Origin of the sequence: Arthrobacter humicola, from assembly GCF_022803015.1 — a bacterium.
GTDB classification, from domain to species: domain Bacteria; phylum Actinomycetota; class Actinomycetes; order Actinomycetales; family Micrococcaceae; genus Arthrobacter; species Arthrobacter humicola_A.
The window spans coordinates 231,343-249,024 of record NZ_JAFKON010000004.1 but is presented as its reverse complement, the minus strand read 5'-3'; the positions used below and the strand labels follow the sequence as shown (position 1 = coordinate 249,024).

General features: G+C 68.3%; 17 protein-coding genes. 10 read left to right on the top strand and 7 right to left on the bottom strand.

Annotated features, from left to right (window positions below):
* The first annotated feature begins 69 nt into the window (after nt 1-69).
* Genes ARTB_RS10810 through ARTB_RS10800 form a run of 3 tightly spaced genes read left to right on the top strand, consistent with a single transcriptional unit; the run spans nt 70 to nt 3,275 of the window.
* Nucleotides 70-1,383 carry an AI-2E family transporter gene (locus ARTB_RS10810; RefSeq protein WP_243180040.1) on the top strand — a complete coding sequence of 438 codons (1,314 nt, stop codon included), beginning with the start codon at nt 70-72 and terminating at the stop codon, nt 1,381-1,383.
* Between the two features lie 21 nt (nt 1,384-1,404).
* Nucleotides 1,405-2,643, top strand: coding sequence for a threonine ammonia-lyase (gene ilvA / locus ARTB_RS10805; protein WP_028277367.1), 1,239 nt, complete (start codon nt 1,405-1,407; stop codon nt 2,641-2,643).
* Nucleotides 2,644-2,648: 5 nt separating this feature from the next.
* The gene (locus tag ARTB_RS10800; protein WP_243180029.1) at nt 2,649-3,275 is read left to right on the top strand and encodes a rhomboid family intramembrane serine protease; all 627 of its coding nucleotides are present in this window, start codon (nt 2,649-2,651) and stop codon (nt 3,273-3,275) included.
* Nucleotides 3,276-3,407: 132 nt separating this feature from the next.
* On the opposite strand, the gene greA is transcribed toward ARTB_RS10800, so the two are convergent.
* Nucleotides 3,408-3,902, bottom strand: a complete 495-nt coding sequence (gene greA / locus ARTB_RS10795; protein ID WP_028277369.1) for a transcription elongation factor GreA — start codon at nt 3,900-3,902, stop codon at nt 3,408-3,410.
* A gap of 229 nt (nt 3,903-4,131) precedes the next feature.
* Nucleotides 4,132-4,584 (bottom strand): DUF4307 domain-containing protein, encoded by a 453-nt coding sequence (locus tag ARTB_RS10790; RefSeq protein WP_243180020.1) that lies wholly within the window; start codon nt 4,582-4,584, stop codon nt 4,132-4,134.
* Nucleotides 4,585-4,700: 116 nt separating this feature from the next.
* Between ARTB_RS10790 and mca the strand changes: the two genes are divergently transcribed.
* From mca to ARTB_RS10770, 4 genes are all read left to right on the top strand, one after another.
* Nucleotides 4,701-5,606, top strand: coding sequence for a mycothiol conjugate amidase Mca (gene mca, locus ARTB_RS10785; protein ID WP_028277371.1), 906 nt, complete (start codon nt 4,701-4,703; stop codon nt 5,604-5,606).
* Between the two features lie 105 nt (nt 5,607-5,711).
* The gene (locus ARTB_RS10780; RefSeq protein ID WP_243180018.1) at nt 5,712-6,050 is read left to right on the top strand and encodes a hypothetical protein; all 339 of its coding nucleotides are present in this window, start codon (nt 5,712-5,714) and stop codon (nt 6,048-6,050) included.
* Nucleotides 6,028-8,379, top strand: a complete 2,352-nt coding sequence (locus ARTB_RS10775) for a thioredoxin domain-containing protein (protein WP_243180016.1) — start codon at nt 6,028-6,030, stop codon at nt 8,377-8,379. Before ARTB_RS10780 ends, ARTB_RS10775 begins: the two co-directional genes overlap by 23 nt.
* A complete protein-coding gene (locus tag ARTB_RS10770; RefSeq protein ID WP_243180014.1) occupies nt 8,376-9,041 on the top strand; it encodes an HAD family hydrolase in 666 nt (221 codons plus the stop codon). The genes ARTB_RS10775 and ARTB_RS10770 overlap by 4 nt, the downstream gene beginning before the upstream one ends.
* Before the next feature lie 126 nt (nt 9,042-9,167).
* On the opposite strand, the gene trhA is transcribed toward ARTB_RS10770, so the two are convergent.
* A complete protein-coding gene (trhA, locus tag ARTB_RS10765; RefSeq protein WP_243180011.1) occupies nt 9,168-9,884 on the bottom strand; it encodes a PAQR family membrane homeostasis protein TrhA in 717 nt (238 codons plus the stop codon).
* A gap of 154 nt (nt 9,885-10,038) precedes the next feature.
* Between trhA and ARTB_RS10760 the strand changes: the two genes are divergently transcribed.
* Nucleotides 10,039-10,800: an isoprenyl transferase gene (locus tag ARTB_RS10760; RefSeq protein ID WP_043436292.1), complete on the top strand. Its 762-nt coding sequence runs from the start codon at nt 10,039-10,041 to the stop codon at nt 10,798-10,800.
* Between the two features lie 233 nt (nt 10,801-11,033).
* Nucleotides 11,034-12,470 (top strand): PhoH family protein, encoded by a 1,437-nt coding sequence (locus tag ARTB_RS10755; protein WP_243180001.1) that lies wholly within the window; start codon nt 11,034-11,036, stop codon nt 12,468-12,470.
* 459 nt (nt 12,471-12,929) lie between these two features.
* Here the strand turns inward: ARTB_RS10755 and ARTB_RS10750 are convergent, their stop codons facing one another.
* The gene (locus ARTB_RS10750) at nt 12,930-13,580 is read right to left on the bottom strand and encodes a GNAT family N-acetyltransferase (protein WP_243179999.1); all 651 of its coding nucleotides are present in this window, start codon (nt 13,578-13,580) and stop codon (nt 12,930-12,932) included.
* Between the two features lie 48 nt (nt 13,581-13,628).
* Nucleotides 13,629-14,456, bottom strand: coding sequence for a hypothetical protein (locus ARTB_RS10745; RefSeq protein WP_243179997.1), 828 nt, complete (start codon nt 14,454-14,456; stop codon nt 13,629-13,631).
* A gap of 58 nt (nt 14,457-14,514) precedes the next feature.
* On the opposite strand from ARTB_RS10745, the gene ARTB_RS10740 reads away from it, so the two are divergent.
* Nucleotides 14,515-15,072, top strand: a complete 558-nt coding sequence (locus ARTB_RS10740) for a prepilin peptidase (protein ID WP_243179995.1) — start codon at nt 14,515-14,517, stop codon at nt 15,070-15,072.
* A gap of 128 nt (nt 15,073-15,200) precedes the next feature.
* Here the strand turns inward: ARTB_RS10740 and ARTB_RS10735 are convergent, their stop codons facing one another.
* A complete protein-coding gene (locus ARTB_RS10735; protein ID WP_243179993.1) occupies nt 15,201-16,916 on the bottom strand; it encodes an MDR family MFS transporter in 1,716 nt (571 codons plus the stop codon).
* Nucleotides 16,913-17,629, bottom strand: coding sequence for a TetR/AcrR family transcriptional regulator (locus ARTB_RS10730; RefSeq protein ID WP_243179984.1), 717 nt, complete (start codon nt 17,627-17,629; stop codon nt 16,913-16,915). The genes ARTB_RS10735 and ARTB_RS10730 overlap by 4 nt, the downstream gene beginning before the upstream one ends.
* Between the last annotated feature and the right edge of the window lie 53 nt (nt 17,630-17,682).

Genomic DNA, 17,682 nt, shown 5'->3' with positions numbered 1-17,682 from the left:
GCCCGGTGCTGGTTGCCGGTTGCTGGTTTCTGGTTTCCTATTGGGCGTCGCCTACGGAATCATGGGGCTATGACGCCAGCTGAGGACGCCGCACCTGCCACAAGCCCCTCCTATTCCGCGGCCGGGACCGGGTCACGCGCCGGGGCCCGGGCACGGACCGACCGGGAGATCGACCAGGACATTCCCTACGGCGTGCGGATCGCCGCCGCCTGGGCGTGGCGCGGCGGGCTGATCCTGCTCGTAATCGGGCTGCTGGTCTGGCTGCTCAGCCACGTCAGCTTCCTCATCATCCCCGTGATGGTGGCCGCCCTCCTCTCGGGGCTCCTCAGCCCCGCAGTGCGCTGGATGGCCAACCGGCGCGTGCCCAAGGGGCTCGCCGTCGCCATCACGGTGCTCGGCTTCATCGGCCTCATCGTCGGTGCCCTGACCCTGGTCGGGCGCCAGCTCATGCAGGGCTTCGGCGAACTGTGGTCCCAGGCGCTCACGGGCGTGCAGCAGGTACAGACCTGGCTGTCGGAAGGCCCGCTGCACCTGACGGCCGCCCAGATCGATAAGTACATCGAGGACGCCACCGCTGCCCTGCAGAACAACAGCAGCAGCATCCTCAGCGGGGCTCTGACGTTCGGGAGCACCGCCGGGCACTTCGCCGCCGGCCTGGTCCTGGCGCTGTTCATCCTGATCTTCTTCCTGCTCGAAGGCGACAGGATCTGGGCCTTCCTCGTCAGGCTCATGCCCCGGAAGGCGCGCCGGGCCACGGACGGCGCGGGCCGCCGCGGCTGGACATCCATGGTCAGCTACGCACGCATCCAAATGTTCGTCGCCTTCGTGGACGCCGTGGGAATCGGCGTCGGCGCCGCCATCATCGGCGTGCCGCTCGCGCTGCCGCTGGGCGTGCTGGTCTTCCTCGGCTCGTTCATCCCGGTGGTCGGCGCGCTGTTCACCGGCGCGATCGCCGTGTTGCTGGCGCTGGTCGCCAACGGTCCCGTCAACGCCCTCATCATGCTGGCGATCGTGCTCGGCGTCCAGCAGCTCGAAAGCCACATCCTGCAGCCCCTCGTCATGGGCAAGGCCGTCTCCCTCCACCCCGTCGCCGTGATCCTGTCCGTCGCGGCCGGCTCCTACCTCGCCGGGATCCCCGGCGCCTTGTTCTCCGTTCCGATCCTTGCCGTAGCAAACTCGTCGATTCGCTACATTGCGGGCAGAACGTGGGAACATGATGAAGTGTTGGCAACCGCGGGAGCCGGGGGCGGTTCTGCCCCCGAACCCGGCGCAGACACCACCTTCACAGACGTCCACCTGCCGGGCGCAAACCCCGGCGGCGAGGGCGCCGCACCCAACAGCGGTGCTCCGGGCAGCGATGCCGGACGGGGCACCGACGCCTGATCCAAAGAAGGAGAACAGTTCGTGAATACCCTTGAGAGCCTGCCCGTCACGCTGGACGATGTCCTGGAGGCGCAGAAGCTGCTCGACGGGATTATTACGCGGACGCCCGTGGAATCATCGCGGGCCCTCGGCAGCACGGTCGGCGGCGAGGTCTTCCTCAAGTGCGAAAACCTGCAGCGCGCCGGCTCCTTCAAGGTCCGCGGCGCCTACGTGCGAATGGCCAAGCTCTCCGACGCCGAAAAGAAGCGCGGCGTCGTGGCGGCCTCTGCCGGAAACCACGCCCAGGGCGTGGCTGTCGCAGCCAAGAGCCTGGGCATCAAGGCCCGGATCTACATGCCGCTCGGCGTCGCATTGCCCAAGCTCGCCGCCACCCGCAGCCACGGCGCCGAGGTGGTGCTGCACGGCCACAACGTGGACGAGGCGCTGGCGGAAGCCAAGCGCTATGCCGATGAAAGCGGTGCCGTCTTTGTCCACCCCTTCGATGACGTCGACGTCGTCGCCGGCCAGGGGACGGTCGGGCTGGAGATCCTTGAACAGGTCCCCGACGTCGACACCATCCTGATGGGTGTCGGTGGCGGCGGACTCCTCGCGGGCGTTGCCGTCGCGGTGAAGGCGCGCGCCAAGGAACTCGGCCGCGAGATCCGCATCATCGGCGTCCAGGCTGAAAACGCCGCCGCCTATCCACCCTCGCTCGCAGCCGACGCCCTCGTCCCGCTCAAAAAGGTCTCCACCATGGCCGACGGCATCGCCGTCGGCCGGCCGGGCCAGCTGCCGTTCAGCATCATCCGCGAGCTCGTCGACGACGTCGTCACCGTCAGCGAGGACGCCCTGGCCCGGGCGCTGATCTTCCTGCTGGAGCGCGCCAAGATGGTGGTGGAACCTGCCGGTGCCGTCGGCGTCGCGGCGCTCATGGAAGGCAAGATCGAAAATCCCGGAACCGTTGCCGTGGTCCTCTCCGGCGGCAACATCGACCCCATGCTGATGCTCAAGGTCATCCAGCGCGGCCTCTCCGCCGCCGGCCGATACATGACCGTGCGGATGATGCTGGACGACCGTCCGGGCTCGCTGGCCACGATCGCCCGCATCATCGCCGAGAACGACGCCAACGTCACGGGCCTGGACCACACCCGGGTGGGCGGCTCCATCAGCATGGGCGACGTCTCCATCACCGTCAACCTGGAAACCAAGGGCCACGAGCACTGCAGCCAGGTCCTGGCGGCGCTGCGCGCCGAGGGTTTCCAGCCGATCGTGGTGCACTAGGGGCCATGGTGATGGACTCGTTTGGGGGCGGGGAGCCGCAGGAGGGGGAGACCACCGCGGTGCGGGCCCGCCGGGGACTGCTGGTGGTCGGCTCCTTCGTGGTGCTGCTCTACCTGATCGAGATCCTCAACACCGCACTGTTCCACTCCCTGAACCGCACTTTCGGGCTGCGGCCGCGCAGCCTGGACGGGATCCTGGACATCCTGACCTTTCCGCTGCTGCACTCCAGCCTGGCCCACCTGATGTCCAACACGCTTCCGTTGATCATCTTCGGCTTCCTCGTGTTCCTCTCCGGGCACCGGGTGTTCATCACCGCACTGGCCGCCAGCTGGCTGGCATCCGGGCTCGTGGTGTGGCTCATCGGCGGCGCCAGCGTCACCGTGGGCGCCTCCGGGCTGGTGTTCGGGCTCTTCGCGTTCCTCCTGGTCCGCGGCTTCATCAACCGGAACTGGTGGCAGATCGCCCTGTCCGTGGTGTTGTTCATGGCCTACGGCGGCATCCTGTTCGGAATCCTGCCCACCGTGGCCAGTTTCGTCTCGTGGCAGGCCCACCTGGGTGGGGCTATCGGCGGCATCACAGCCGCGCTGCTGCTGAGCACCAGGCGTCCCGGGGCGCTGCCCGCGGGACGCTGACTACCCGGGTAGAGGACACCTCCGGGGACTCCGGCCAAACCGGCCGGCCCCAGCAGCCCCCGCCAACGGGCGGAAAACACGACGCCGGCCTCCCCGCGAGGGGAGACCGGCGTCGCTGTTATGTCGCTGGTGTCAGCCGGCGTACGGCTTGGCGGAGATGATCTCCACCGTGATGTCCTTGCCGTTCGGGGCGGTGTAGCTGAGCTTGTCGCCCTCCTTGTGGCCGACGATGGCCGCGCCGAGGGGGGACTTCTCGCTGAAGACATCCAGGTCCGAGTCGCCGGCAATTTCGCGGGAGCCGAGCAGGAAGCTCTCCTCGTCGCCGGCAATCCTGGCCACGACGATCATGCCGGGCTCCACGATGCCGTCGTCGGCCGGGGCCTCCCCGACGTGGGCGTCCCGGAGGAGCGCCGTGAGCTGGCGGATGCGGGCCTCGATCTTGCCCTGCTCCTCCTTGGCAGCGTGGTAGCCACCGTTCTCCTTGAGGTCGCCCTCCTGGCGCGCCGCTTCGATCTTCTGGACGATTTCTGCCCGGCCGGGGCCGGAAAGGTTGTCCAGCTCTGCCTTCAGGCGGTCAAAAGCTTCCTGGGTAAGCCAAGCCGCAGTTGCGCTGTTGGTGGTAGACACGGACTTCTCCTTTGGGTGGTCATACAAGCAAAGACCCCGCCACGGTGGCCACTTTTATGACGCAGTAACCAGCTCAGCGGGGAAAGGTATTGATCCATTGTAGTCAATCCTGTGGATAAACCAAAGAGGACTGCGGCGTGGATCACACGGTGTTACAGGCGGTGTCCCAGGCGGCCTCGGACGGCTTCACTGTGTGCCCGCCCGGCACTTGCCGCGGCCTGTGGTCCCGTTATTGTCCGGCGTCGGTAATCCAGCAGCTGTCCACGACGGCGGAGACCGCCTGGGATTCCGTGCGCAGCTGGGCGCGGTGGGCTGTGGTGCGTCCGCCGTCCGTGCCGGCATCGGCCGCGTTCGGCCCGATGTCCACAACCTTCCAGCCGACAATCGCGAACTTCGAGTCCATGGCCTTCACAGCGCATTTCGCCTCCGCTGCCGGGTCCTTCGTGACCTGGAAGTCGATTTCCGTGACCGTGGCGTCGGGGGTGCTGTAGCCGACATCCTTGTAGCTGACGCCGCCGATGGCCGCCGACGTCGAGACCCAGGCCAGAAAGGCAATGCCCACGGCGAGGGCGGCGATCAGGATGTTGCGTTTGACCTTGCGGGACAGCGCGCGCTTTTGGCCGCCGTAACGATTGGATAGGCTGTTAGGTGCCGGCGCGGCAGGCTGGTCCTCGGAAGTCACCAGTCCAGTTTAGTGTGGATCGGACCGGGATATTTCCGGCTGGCCGCACAGACCAAGCCGCACACCAACAGACGCACCCAACAGGGCAGCACAGCAGAAAGAGGAGCCGTCCCACGATGACAGCATCCCCCCGCCCGTCAGCACCGCTTCGTCTGCTGGCGGTCCATGCTCATCCCGACGACGAATCCAGCAAGGGTGCCGCCACGATGGCGATGTATGCCGCCGCAGGCGTGGAAGTCCTGGTGGCCACGTGCACCGACGGCTCCCGCGGCGACATCCAGAACCCCGCGATGGAGGGGCAACCGCACCCCAAACGCGACATGGCCGGGGCACGCCGGCTGGAGATGGACGCCGCCGCGAACGTCCTCGGCATCCGGCAGCGCTGGCTCGGCTTCGTCGATTCCGGGCTGCCGGAGGGCGACCCCCTGCCGGCCCTGCCGCCCGGGTGCTTCGCCCTGCAGCCGCTGGAGCGGGCGGCCGCGCCGCTGGTCCGGCTGGTCCGGGACTTCAAGCCCCACGTGATCCTCAGCTATGACGAGAACGGCGGCTACCCGCACCCGGACCACATCATGGCGCACCGGGTGGCCGTCGAGGCCTTCGCGGCGGCCGGCGATCCTGCCCGGTATCCGGACGCCGGGGAGCCCTGGGAGCCCAGCAAGCTCTACTACGACCGCGCTTTCAGCCCGGACCGTTTCCGTGCCCTCCACTCCGCGCTGGAGGAGGCCGGCCTGCAGTCCCCGTATGCCGAGCGGCTCGCTGCGTGGCTGGAAGCGGACGCCGAGGGGCATACCCCGCCGCCGCCGACACACGCCACCACAACCCAGGTCGAGTGCGGCGATTTCTTCGAAGCCCGCGACGACGCACTCCGCTCACACCGGACCCAGGTGGACCCGGAAGGATTCTTCTTCGCGGTCTCCTCGGCCATGCAGCGCAAGGTCTGGCCGTGGGAGGACTACTCCCTGATCGAATCCCGGATCCCCGTAGATCTGCCCGAAACGGACCTCTTCGCCGGGCTAAGATAGAGACGAAAGGGCTCTTCTATCCAGTGTAGAAAAGATGCTGTAGACAAAGCACTGTAGAAGAGTCACCGCAGTAAAGACACCCAGTTCCACAGAAGGTTCCCCACCGTGCATTCCTTGCTCATCGCCCTCGCAACAGCCCCGGCGCCGACCCCTACGCCGTCGCTGCGCCCGGGCCTGTCCGAGGACCAGGTCACCCCGGGTCTGCTGGGCTTCCTGCTGACAGCCTTCATCGTGGTGTTGACCGCGCTGCTGATCGTGGACATGGTGCGGCGCATCCGCCGGGTCCGCTACCGTGCCCAGGTGGAGGCCGAACGTGAGGCCGCCGGGGACGCCGGATTCCCTGCCGACGGCACCGCCTTCCCCGCCGACGGCGGGGTTTCCCGGTCCGACGGCGCGGTTAACCGGCCGGAAGTCAACGGCGATGCGGGACCCGGAACCCGCTGACCGCGGATTCCCCAACCCGCCGTCCGGGGCCTCGAATGCCCTGGCGGCGGAACCCTCTGCGTACCTGCGCCAGCACGCCGGCAACCCCGTGCACTGGCAGCCGTTCGGTGACGCGGCCTTCGCCGCAGCTGCCGCCCGGGACGTGCCGGTGTTCCTCTCAATCGGCTACGCGGCCTGCCACTGGTGCCACGTCATGGCCCATGAATCCTTTGAGGACCGGGACACCGCCGACTACCTGAACGCCCACTTTGTCTCCATCAAAGTGGACCGCGAAGAGCGCCCTGACGTCGATGCCGTCTACATGACAGCGACGCAGGCGATCAGCGGCGAGGGCGGCTGGCCGATGTCCGTCTTCCTCCTGCCCGATGGCCGGGCCTTCCATGCCGGCACGTACTACCCGCCCCGGCCCATGCCGGGCCGGCCGTCCTTCCGGCAGGTCCTTGAAGCCGTGAACGAGGCCTGGACGGAACGCCGCGGCGCCGTCGAGGCCAACGCCGACACCCTGGCGCGCGGCATCGCGGCGTCCCAGCCGGCAGCCGCCCTGCATCTGCACGGGCCGCCCGGGGCCCTGGACGCGGCGCTCCTTGCCGAAGCCGTCACCGCCCTCTCCGGCGCCGAGGACCGGGCTCACGGCGGCTTCGGCGGCGCGCCGAAGTTCCCGCCCGCGGCCGTGCTCGAATTCCTGGTCCGTCACGCCGCAGTGCCCTCGGACAGCATGCCGCCGGCAGCCGCTCCGGCAGCCGCTCCGGACACCGCGGGCCAGGAGACCGCGGACCTGGACGCAGGGGGCCAGGACTCCGCGGACCTGGACGCAGGGGGCCAGGACTCCGCGGGCCTGGAGACCGCCACGGCGGCCCGGGACATGGCCGGTCGGTGCCTGGCAGCAATGTCCCGCTCGGCGTTGTTCGACCAGCTCGACGGCGGCTTCGCCCGCTATTCGGTGACGGCGGACTGGTCCGTTCCGCACTTCGAGAAAATGCTCTACGACAACGCCCAGTTGCTGCGCGTCTATGTCCACTGGGTCCGGCTGGGCGGCACGCCGGAGTACCCGGCGGCCGAGGCCGCCGGAATTGCCGGACTTACCGCCGACTGGCTCCTGGCCCGCCTCGGGCTGGCACCTGCGACGCGCCCGGCGCCAGGACCGGCTCCAGCCCCTGTGGCGGGCCCTGCGGCGGAACCGGACACCGGGGTCGTGGCCCTGGCATCGTCGCTGGACGCCGACACGGTCGTCGACGGCGTGCACGCCGAAGGGGCCAGCTACCTGTGGACTCCCGGCGGCCTTGAGTCGCTCCTGGGCCCGGCCGACGGCGCCGCCGTGGCTGCCCTCATGAACGTCCGAATGCCCGGAAGCGTGAGCGCCGGCGGTTCGCCGCTGCATCCGGGCCGGGAGATGTCCGGCGGGGACGCCGCGCTGTGGCAGCGGGTGCGCCCGCTGCTGGCGCAGGCACGCAGCAACCGGCCCCAGCCCGGCCGGGATGACAAAGTGGTGGCGGGCTGGAACGGACTGGCCGTCGCCGCCCTCGCCGACGCCGGCGCCGTCCTGGCACGCCCGGAGCTGGTGGCCGCGGCGGAGCGGATCGCGGACTATCTTGAGCGCGTGCACTGGCGGCCCGCGGCGGATGGCCCCGGCAGGCTCATGCGCGTCTCCCACGACGGAGTGGCGCGGGGAATCGGCGGTTTACTGGAGGACTACGCCTTGTGCGCCGAAGGGCTGTTCGCGCTCCATGCGGTTACCGGGCACACCCGCTGGTACGGGCTGGCCGAGGCCATTCTGGACGCCGCCTGCAGGCGGTTCGCGGCCGACGGCGGCCTGAGGGACGCTGCGGGGGAGTCCGCGCAGGTCACGGCCGCCCAGGGCGGCCGCGACGGCCTGGAACCGTTCGACGGCGCCACCCCCAGCGGCGCCGCCGCGCTGGCCGGTGCCCTGCTGACCCACTCGGCCCTCTCCGGCTCGTCCGAACACCGCACCCTGGCGGCCAGCATCCTCGCCCTGCTGCTTCCTCCGCTTGCGGGCCAGGCACCCCGCGCCGCCGGCTGGCTGCTCGCGACCGCCCAGGCCGCCCTCGCCGGTCCCATCGAGGCCGCCGTCGCCGGACCGGACACCCCGGAACGGGCCGTGCTGCACCGGGAGCTGCTGCTCTCGGCCAGCCCCGGGCTGGTGGTCGCGGTCCAGGACGACGGCGCCGCCCGGCCAGTACCCCTGCTGCAGGGCCGCGGCGCGGGCCCGGACGGCGCCCCGCAGGTGTTCCTGTGCCGCGGCATGGTCTGCGGCCTCCCTGCGACTTCCGTCGAAGAAATGCGCGGGCAGCTGGCTAGGATGTCCTCATGACTGGTCAGGACGGCTTCGAGCTGGTGGTGTTCGATTGTGACGGTGTGCTGGTGGATTCCGAGGTGATCGCCATCCGGGTGGACCAGCGCGTGCTGGCCGATCTCGGCTGGGAGCTGGAACTCGATGACATCGTGGAACGGTTCGTCGGAAAGTCCGAGGCGCACTTTGTGGCCGCCGTCGAACAGCAGCTCGGGATCCGGCTGGCCGACGGCTGGGACCGCGACTACGGTCGCTGGTACCAGGAGGCGTTTGAACGTGATCTCGAGGCCGTTGACGGGATCGAGGACGCCCTGGACCGGCTGTCTCTGCCGCACTGCGTCGCCTCCAGCGGCAGCCACGAAAAGATGCACCGGACCCTGGGCAAGACCGGGCTGCTAAGCCGTTTTCAGGGCCGCATCTACAGCGCCACAGAGGTGGCCAACGGCAAACCCGCGCCGGACCTGTTCCTCCACACCGCGGCGGACCAGGGCGCCGCTCCCGGGCGGTGCGCCGTCGTCGAGGACAGCGCCTACGGCGTCCGGGCCGCCCGGGCGGCGGGAATACACGTCTTCGCGTATGCCGGCGGTGTCACCCCGGCTTCCCGATTGGCCGGTCCCGGAACCACCGTCTTTTCCGACATGCGGCTGCTGCCCGAGCTCATTGCGGCAGGGCATCCCGGCTGAGCAGGGGGCCAACCCCTGACGCCGGAATTCCCCACCATTGAAGCCGGCGCCCGGCGTGTCGGGCCGGACTGCCGGCGAGTCCCGGCGTCGCAGTTTCAAAGGTGGGGAGAATCAGCGCAGCCGGCGTCAGCCCAGGACCGCGATGGCAATGGCGATGTAGTGCGCGGCGAAGGCAAAGACCGTCAGCGCATGGAACAGTTCATGGAAGCCGAAGTGTTCGTAGCTGAAGTTCGGCTTCTTCAGCGCATAGAACACGGCTCCCGTGATGTACAGCACCCCGCCGACGCAGATCAGCACCGCCGAGGCAGCGTTGGCGGCGAAAAAGTCCGGCAGATAGAACAGCGAGCCGCAGCCGAGGGCGATATAGATCGGCACGTAGAGCCACCGCGGGGCATTGGTCCACAGCAGGCGGAACAGCACGCCGAGGATGGCCCCGGACCAGATCACCCAGAGCAGCACTTCGGCTTGCTGCCGGTCCAGTAGGGCCCAGGCGAGCGGCGTGTAGCTGCCGGCGATCACCAGCATGATGTTCGTATGATCCAGCCGCTTCAGGACGATCTTCACGCGCGGTGACCAGTTCCCGCGGTGATAGACGGCACTGACGCCGAACAGCAGGACCCCGGTAACGGCATATACGGCGCAGGCCACCTTGAGGTCCGGCGGCGCCAGGATCACCAGCACCAGCCCGGCGGCCAGCGCCAGCGGGGCGGTGACGGTGTGGATCCAGCCCCGCCATTTGGGCTTGATCATCAGCAGTTCAGCCAGGCGCACCGCGGCGTCGTCCACCGGGGTTGCCCGCTTCGCCGGAGGCTCCGGCCGGGGCTCCGAACTGTTGCTTTCCATGCCGTAATAATAACCTACGCCATAGTAAGTTACCGGTGAGTAACAAGCCATCCGGGGTTGTCCTGTGACGGAGCTGCACCCGGCACGGCCCTCCGGCAGGTAGCCTAGGATGTGCACTGAACAAGTACCTCAAGGAAGCCAGGTGAATCTCCGGATGGAAATGCCCGGATTCCTCTACGGCTTTTACGAGCGCAAGCTCCAACGCTCCCTCGATCCTGAACGGATCCCGCGCCACGTCGGCGTCATGGTCGACGGCAACCGGCGCTGGGCCCGCCAGTTCAACGCCCCCACGAGCCAGGGCCATCAGGCCGGTGCGGACAAGATCCACGAATTCCTCGGCTGGTGCCAGGAGCTGGGCATCAAGGTGGTCACCTTGTACATGCTCTCTACGGACAACATGAACCGCTCCGGCGAGGAACTCGACCTCCTGATGGGCATCATCGCCAACACCCTGGACCGGCTGGACGAGGACGCCAACATCTCGGTGCACGCCATGGGCGCCCCCGAACTGCTGCCGGACTACCTCGCCGAGCGGCTGAACAACCTGACGGCCCGGACGCCCGCGCAGGAGAGGCTGCATGTCAATGTCGCCGTCGGCTACGGCGGACGGCGGGAGATTGTCGACGCCGTCCGGGAACTGCTGCACGACGCCGTCGCCCGGGGAGCGGACATCGGACAACTGGCCGATGAACTCACCGTGGATGACATCTCGCGCTTCCTCTACACCCGGGGCCAGCCGGATCCGGACCTGGTGATCCGGACCTCCGGGGAGCAGCGGCTGTCCGGATTCCTCATGTGGCAGAGCGCGTACAGTGAGTTCTACTTCTGCGAGGCCCTGTGGCCGGCGTTCCGCAAGGTGGATTTCCTGCGCGCCCTGCGCGACTACGCCGGCAGGCAGCGCCGCTTCGGCGCCTGAGCGGTTCACGCGGAATTCACAAGACGGCAACAAGAATCGCCGAAAAATTATCGGACAAACCGGCCCCCGGAGACGTACGTTAATCCCATCGGCAGGCAATTCGCCGGCCGATCGGGGAGGCCAGTACATGGAGCGGATTTTCGCACCGGGTGTATGGGAGGCCGCGTCCGGCCTCCAGGCCGAGCCGCCTCACCAATAACAATTCCGGGCATTGCCCCGGGGCTGGAGTCGATGTGGCTATTTCTGAGCAACTGCCCGACGTCATTTCCGATCAGGGACAGAAAGCTACCTCTCGCGCCAAGCGAGCCACCTCAAAGACCGGTGCAGCGGATTCCGCGGCGGCCGGTCTTGCTGTTTCCGGGGAAGGAACAGGGAGCCGGGGCACGGCCCGCAGTTTCGTGATCGATACCTCCGTCCTGCTCTCCGATCCGCGGGCCCTCCTGCGCTTCGCCGAGCACGAGGTCATCCTGCCGATCGTTGTCATCACCGAGCTCGAAGGAAAGCGCCACGACCCGGAGCTGGGATACTTTGCGCGCAAAGCCCTCCGGCTGCTCGATGACCTGCGGCTCGAGCACGGCGGCCTGGACCGTCCCATCCCGCTGGGCGACGGCGGCACGCTCATGGTGGAGCTGAACCATATCTCCGCCGAGGTGCTGCCCGCCGGGTTCCGCGGGGTGGACAACGACAGCCGCATCCTCGCGGTGGCCAAGAACATGGCCAACGAGGGCCGCGACGTGACGGTGGTGTCCAAGGACCTGCCGATGCGCGTCAAGGCCTCGGCCATGGGGCTGCTGGCCGACGAGTACCGCAATGAACTCGTCAAGGACTCCGGCTGGACCGGCGTCGCCGAGCTCGACGCGGGCGAGGACGAGGTTGCCACCTTGTACGGGCACGAGCCGGTATTCATCCCGGCGGCGGCCGAGATGCCGACCAACACCGGGCTGGTCCTGCTGTCCAGCCGCGGCTCGGCCCTCGGACGGGTAGGGGCGGACAAACAGGTCCGGCTCGTGAAGGGCGACCGCGACGTCTTCGGACTCCACGGCCGCTCGGCCGAGCAACGGTTGGCGATCGACCTCCTGATGGACCCGTCGGTCGGCATCGTGTCCCTCGGCGGCCGGGCCGGCACCGGCAAGTCCGCACTGGCCCTGTGCGCCGGGCTCGAAGCCGTCCTGGAGCGCCGGGAGCACCGCAAGGTGATCGTCTTCCGGCCCCTGTACGCGGTGGGCGGCCAGGAACTCGGCTACCTGCCCGGGTCCGAAGCGGAAAAGATGAACCCGTGGGCGCAGGCGGTCTTTGACACCCTGGGCGCGCTGGTCAGCCAGGAAGTGGTGGAGGAAGTGATGGACCGGGGCATGCTTGAGGTCATGCCGCTGACGCACATCCGCGGACGCTCCCTGCACGACGCATTCGTGATCGTCGACGAGGCGCAGTCCCTGGAGAAGAATGTGCTGCTGACAGTGATGAGCCGGATCGGCCAGAACTCCAAGATCGTCCTGACGCACGACGTCGCCCAGCGGGACAACCTGCGGGTCGGACGGCACGACGGCGTGGCGGCCGTCGTCGAGACCCTGAAGGGACACCCGCTGTTCGGCCACATCACCCTCACCCGCTCGGAGCGCTCGCCGATCGCAGCCCTCGTGACGGAACTGCTGGAGGGGGCGGAGATTTAGGCCATCACCCTCCTGCCGAAGGGCCGTGGTCCGGTTCGCCGGGCCACGGCTCTTCGCCGTGGTTGGGTTTGCCGTGGTTGGGTTCGCCGGGCAGCGGCGTCCCGCCGTCGCTTAGACACCTCCCGTCGCTGCGCTGCGGTCGCTGGGCGACCTTCGCTTCGCTTTGGTCGGCGATGCGCTCCTTAGCGGGACACCGCTGCCCCGCGATGCTGAGACGCCCACCAGCCGGGTCGCCGTCTTTCGTAGAGGAGCGCATCGCGGCGCATCGGATCCCCGGAGGTCGCCCAGCGACCGCAGCGGGTCCCATGCGTCGTGTCTAAGCGACGGCGAAAGGTGGCGGTCCGGCGAACCCAACCACGGCACCCACAACCACGGCACCCACAACCACGGCAACCCAGCGACGGAAGCGACAGGAGGCGTCTCAGCGACGGCGGGCGCCGCGGCCCCGCTTGGGGGCTGCTACGGGTGGATGCCCAGGTACTTCGCGAAGGCTTCGTGGCCTTCGACGCCGAGATCCCAGTCGGGGCGTTTGAAGGTGGCGGGGGTGAGGCGGACGTTTTGGACCTCCTGGGCCTTGCCGCCCCAGGCAGCGCGGGTGACGCCGTTGAGCTCGTAGCCGAGGGAGCGTGAGACGCCCAGGGACTGCTGGTTCCAGGCGGCGGCCTCGGATTCCGCCACTTCGGCGCCGAGCCAGTCGAAGGCATAGAGGGCGACGGCGGCCCGCATCTCCTTGCCGAAGCCCTGGCCGTGCACGCTTTGCCGCAGCCAGGAGCCCGTGGTGACCGTCTTCAGCGTGGCGAAGTCTTTGGCCGCGATGTCCTGGCATCCGATGAACTCGCCCTCGTGCCAGATGCCGAGCAGGAGTGTCCAGTCCTGCGGTGTCATGTTCCCGCGGCACCGCCAGTACCACTGCGCCATGTTCGGGCCGAGCTCCTCAGCGGGGGATTCGGCCCAGGGCCTGCTGAAGGGGCTGCGGCCAGGCTCGTGCACGCCGCTCAGGGCGGCTGAGACCGCGGCCGGAATGTCCGCGTCGCGGATGGGGCGCAGCTGAAGGCGCGGCGTGGTCAGGCTCAGGCCGAAAGGGGGCCAGTAGTCGGCGGGTTCAGTCATCGCAGGAAGCTTAGCGGGGCCGGCGGGCGGATGCGAGTCACGGCCGGGCTACTCCGCGGGGACGTCCCAGCTGATGTGGCGCCGGACGTCCGTGAGGTTCATCGATTCGGCCAGGAACAGGTCATCGAGCATGTATTCGTCGACGCCCAGGATGCGGAGCCAGTGCCCGTAGCCGTCCTGCTCCGAGCCGGTCCCGGGCGCGTCCAGCCAGCGGCTCGCAACGCAGACGCCCGTGCCGGCGTCAATCCTCAGCAGCGTGCGTCCCGGACGGCACAGCGGGGCTCCGGGATCGGCGGGACGGTAGGAGGGGTTCGGGCTGACCGTCGATTCCAGGGCCGGCCGGCCCTCGTGGTCTACCTCCGTGATGGGGCCAAGCTCCACTGCGTTGGAGTTGGGGAACTCCAACGGGACGGGGGCGTTCCCCGCAAGCTCGACCGGGTCCAGGACGGCGGCGAACCTGCCGTTGCCGAACGACGGCTCGCCATAAGCTGCCTCCGGGCGGCGGCGCACCAGCCCGTCGTCGTCGTACACCGGCGTAACCAAGTGCGGGGGCAGGAGCCAGGTCTTCCTCGTGGAGCTGATATAGAAGCCGCCGCGGGAATCATTGATGCCGGTGGTGCTGCCGATGACCAGGCCGTCGGCAGTCTCCAGCCGCAAGGCACCGGGCCGGCGCAGCCACCCCCTGACGAGGTCGCCGGGGGAGGGGGCCGCCGGGGACCCCGAGGAACCCGTGAGCGGCCGGTCCAGGTACTCGAACCTCAGCGACTGCCACTTCCAGGGCGATGACCGGCACAGGTTCCGGAAGGCCGCGGCCTTCTCCGCCGGGCCGCGGGGCGCGTCCGGCCCGCGCCGGTTCGTGCTGTCCCATGCGGCCATATCCACAGTTTACGCGCGGGGACCGCCGGGCCGGACGAATATCAAGTAGCATCCGAGGGTGATCGAACGACTCGGCATCCTGGGCGCCGCCAACCCGCTGGCTTTCTGGCTTGCCCTGGCTGCGTGTGCGTATTTCTTCGTGATGGCCGTTCGGCTCACGGTCATTGACGTCCGGCACCACCTGCTCCCGGACAGGATCGTCTTTCCCTCCTATGGGATCGCCGGAGTCCTTCTGCTGGGGGCGGCGGCCAGCCAGTTGCTTCCCGGCGGGCAGGACGTGGCCGGCACAGCGGACGCCGGGGCATTCGGCATTCCGGGTCTCCGTGTCCTGGCCGGCGGGGCAGCCCTCTGGCTCTTCTACTTTCTCCTGCACGCGGTCTATCCGCCGGGAATGGGATTCGGCGACGTGAAGCTCGCGGGCGTCCTGGGAATGTACCTGGGATTCCTGGGCTGGGGGCACGTCATGGCGGGGACCTTTGCGGCGTTCGTCCTCGGCGGGCTGTGGAGTCTCGGATTGCTCGCCGCGCGGCGCGGGACGCTGCAGTCGGCCATTCCCTTCGGGCCCTTCATGCTGGCCGGCACGACCGCCGCCATGATGCTGCCCACGGCCGGATAGGCTGACGGCACGGCCATCCCGGCCTGCCGGCGCTGACCGGCCCGGCACGCGGCAGGGGCGCCGCACCCCCAAAGGTTGCGGCGCCCCTGCCGGCACTCACCGGCTGCTGCCGGGCCGTTTCCGGACCGTCAGCCGCGCAGGCGGGTGAGCTCGTCGTCGTGGCCGGACCCACCGGTGTTGCCGTGGGCTGAAAGCCCTTCCGGTCCCGTGGGCTCCGCGGCGTCGGCGGCGTGGCGGGCTGCCGCCCGTTCCGCCTCGAGCCGCTCGGCTTCCTCGCCGCCGACTGCTTCGCCGCGGGCCACCATGCCGGCGGTGTCCGACAGGGGGATCTGCTTGAGGGTCAGAGCCAGGATCAGGGCGATGACCAGGAACGGCAGCAGGTACCAGAAGACGGGGGCGAGCGAATCAGCGTAGGCGTTGACAATCGCGTCCTTGAGCTGCGCCGGGAGCTGGCTGAGGACCTGGGGGTCCATCGTCCGGGTGGACTGCGACGCCTGCTCAGCTGAGGCCCCGGCGCCGGTAAAGGCATTGGTCAGGGACTCGGAGAGCCGGGTGGTGAAGATGGAACCGAACACCGCGACGCCCAGGGACGCGCCCACCTCGCGGAAGTAGTTGTTGGTGCTCGTGGCCGTGCCGATCTGGTCCGCCGGCACCGAGTTCTGGACCACCAGGACAATCACCTGCATGATCGAGCCCAGGCCGGCGCCGAAGACGAACAGCTGCACGCAGATGACCCAGATGGGCGTGGCGGCCGTGAGCGTGGTCAACCACAGCATTGCCGCGATGGTCAGGATGGCCCCGAGGATCGGGAACATCTTGTACTTGCCGGTCTTGGAAATGCGGATGCCGGAGACGATGGCCATGCCCATGAGTCCCACCATCATGGGCAGCATCAGCAGGCCGGATTCGGCGGCGGAGGTCCCGGAGGACATCTGCAGGAAGGTCGGGACGAAAGCGATCGCCGCGAACATGCCCAGCCCGAGGGTGAAGCCGATGGCAGTGGAGTTCACGAAGATGCGGTTCTTGAACAGGCTCAACGGAATGATGGGGTCCTCGGCCCGGCGCTCCACCAGGATGAAGGCCGTAGCGGCGAGCACCAGCCCGGCGCCGAACGCCCACGTCAGCGGCGAATCCCAGCCCTCGTCCTTCTTGCCGCCGAAGTCGGTGAAGAAAATCAGGCACGTGGTGGCTGCGGAGAGCAGCAGCACGCCCAGGACGTCGATCCGCTTCTCTGCCTTCTTGTTCGGCAGCGTCAGGGTGAACCAGGCGATGGTGAACGCGGCGATGCCGATCGGGATGTTGATGTAGAAGGCCCATTCCCAGGTCAGGTGGTCCACGAAGAAACCACCCAGCAGCGGGCCGGCGACGGCGGAGAGGCCGAAGATTGCGCCCAGCGGGCCCATGTACTTGCCGCGCTCCTTGGCCGGAACGATGTCGGCGATGATGGCCTGGGACAGGATCATCAGGCCGCCGCCGCCGAGGCCCTGGATGGCGCGGAAGACCACGAAGCCCCAGAAGTCCGTGGCGAGGGCGCATCCGACGGAGGCGAGGGTGAAGAGGCCGATGGCGATGAGAAACAGGTTCCGGCGGCCCAGGATGTCGCCGAACTTTCCATAGATGGGCATGACGATGGTGGTGGCGAGCAGGTAGGCCGTGGTGATCCAGGCCTGGTGTTCCACGCCGCCGAGCTTGCCGACGATCGTGGGCATGGCGGTGGAGACGATGGTCTGGTCAAGGCTGGAGAGCAGCATGCCCGCGATGAGGGCGGAGAAGATGATCCAGATGCGTTTCTGGGTCAGCAGCAGCGGCTCGGCTGCTGGCTTGGTGCTGACGGCGGCGCTCATTGCGCTCCTTCGGAAGGGTTGGGCTGGACAGTATTTGACTCGACTCCGTCGAAGTGGACTGTGTCGAACTGGGACATGGTGAACGGCAGGGAGAAGAGCATGCGGGCTGCTGCAATGTTTTCCAGCAGCAAGTCCTTGTAGGGGCGGGCGTTGCCCTCGGAGAAGTAGTCGGCGCTGGTTTTCCTGGCGATGTTTCCCAGGAGGACCACGGCCATGCGGACTACGGGATGATCGGCAGGTACGCCTTCCCTGGCCGCGAGCAGCCGGGCGAAGTCGGCCTCGCGTTCCTCGGTGGCGCCGATGATCTTCAGCATCAGCTGGGGCTCCTTCTTGATCACCCCGATCAGCTGGCGGGTCTCTTCCTCGGAGCCGCTCATCCGCTCCGACAGATCAAGGGACAGGCGTACGAGGTCGGCGAGGAGTGAGGCCGAGATTTCCCCAGCGGGCGAACCCGCGCCGCCCGCCATGAACCGGGCCACCACCTCTTCGGGAAGGTCGTCGTCGACGTGGCCCAGGATCGCGTCTTCCTTGGCAGGGAAGTAGTTGAAGAAGGTCCGGCGGGAGATGCCCGCGCGCTCGCAGACTTCCTCCACGGTGTAGCCGCTGAGGCCGCGTTCGGCGGTCAGGGAACGCGCGACGGCGGTGATCGCCGCCCGTGTTGCGGCCCGCTTGCGCTCGCGGAGGCCCCCCGAAGTAATTGCACTGTTTCCCATGGAGTGTATTTTTGCACTTAATCATAAATAGTGCAAAAAATACTTTGAACTGT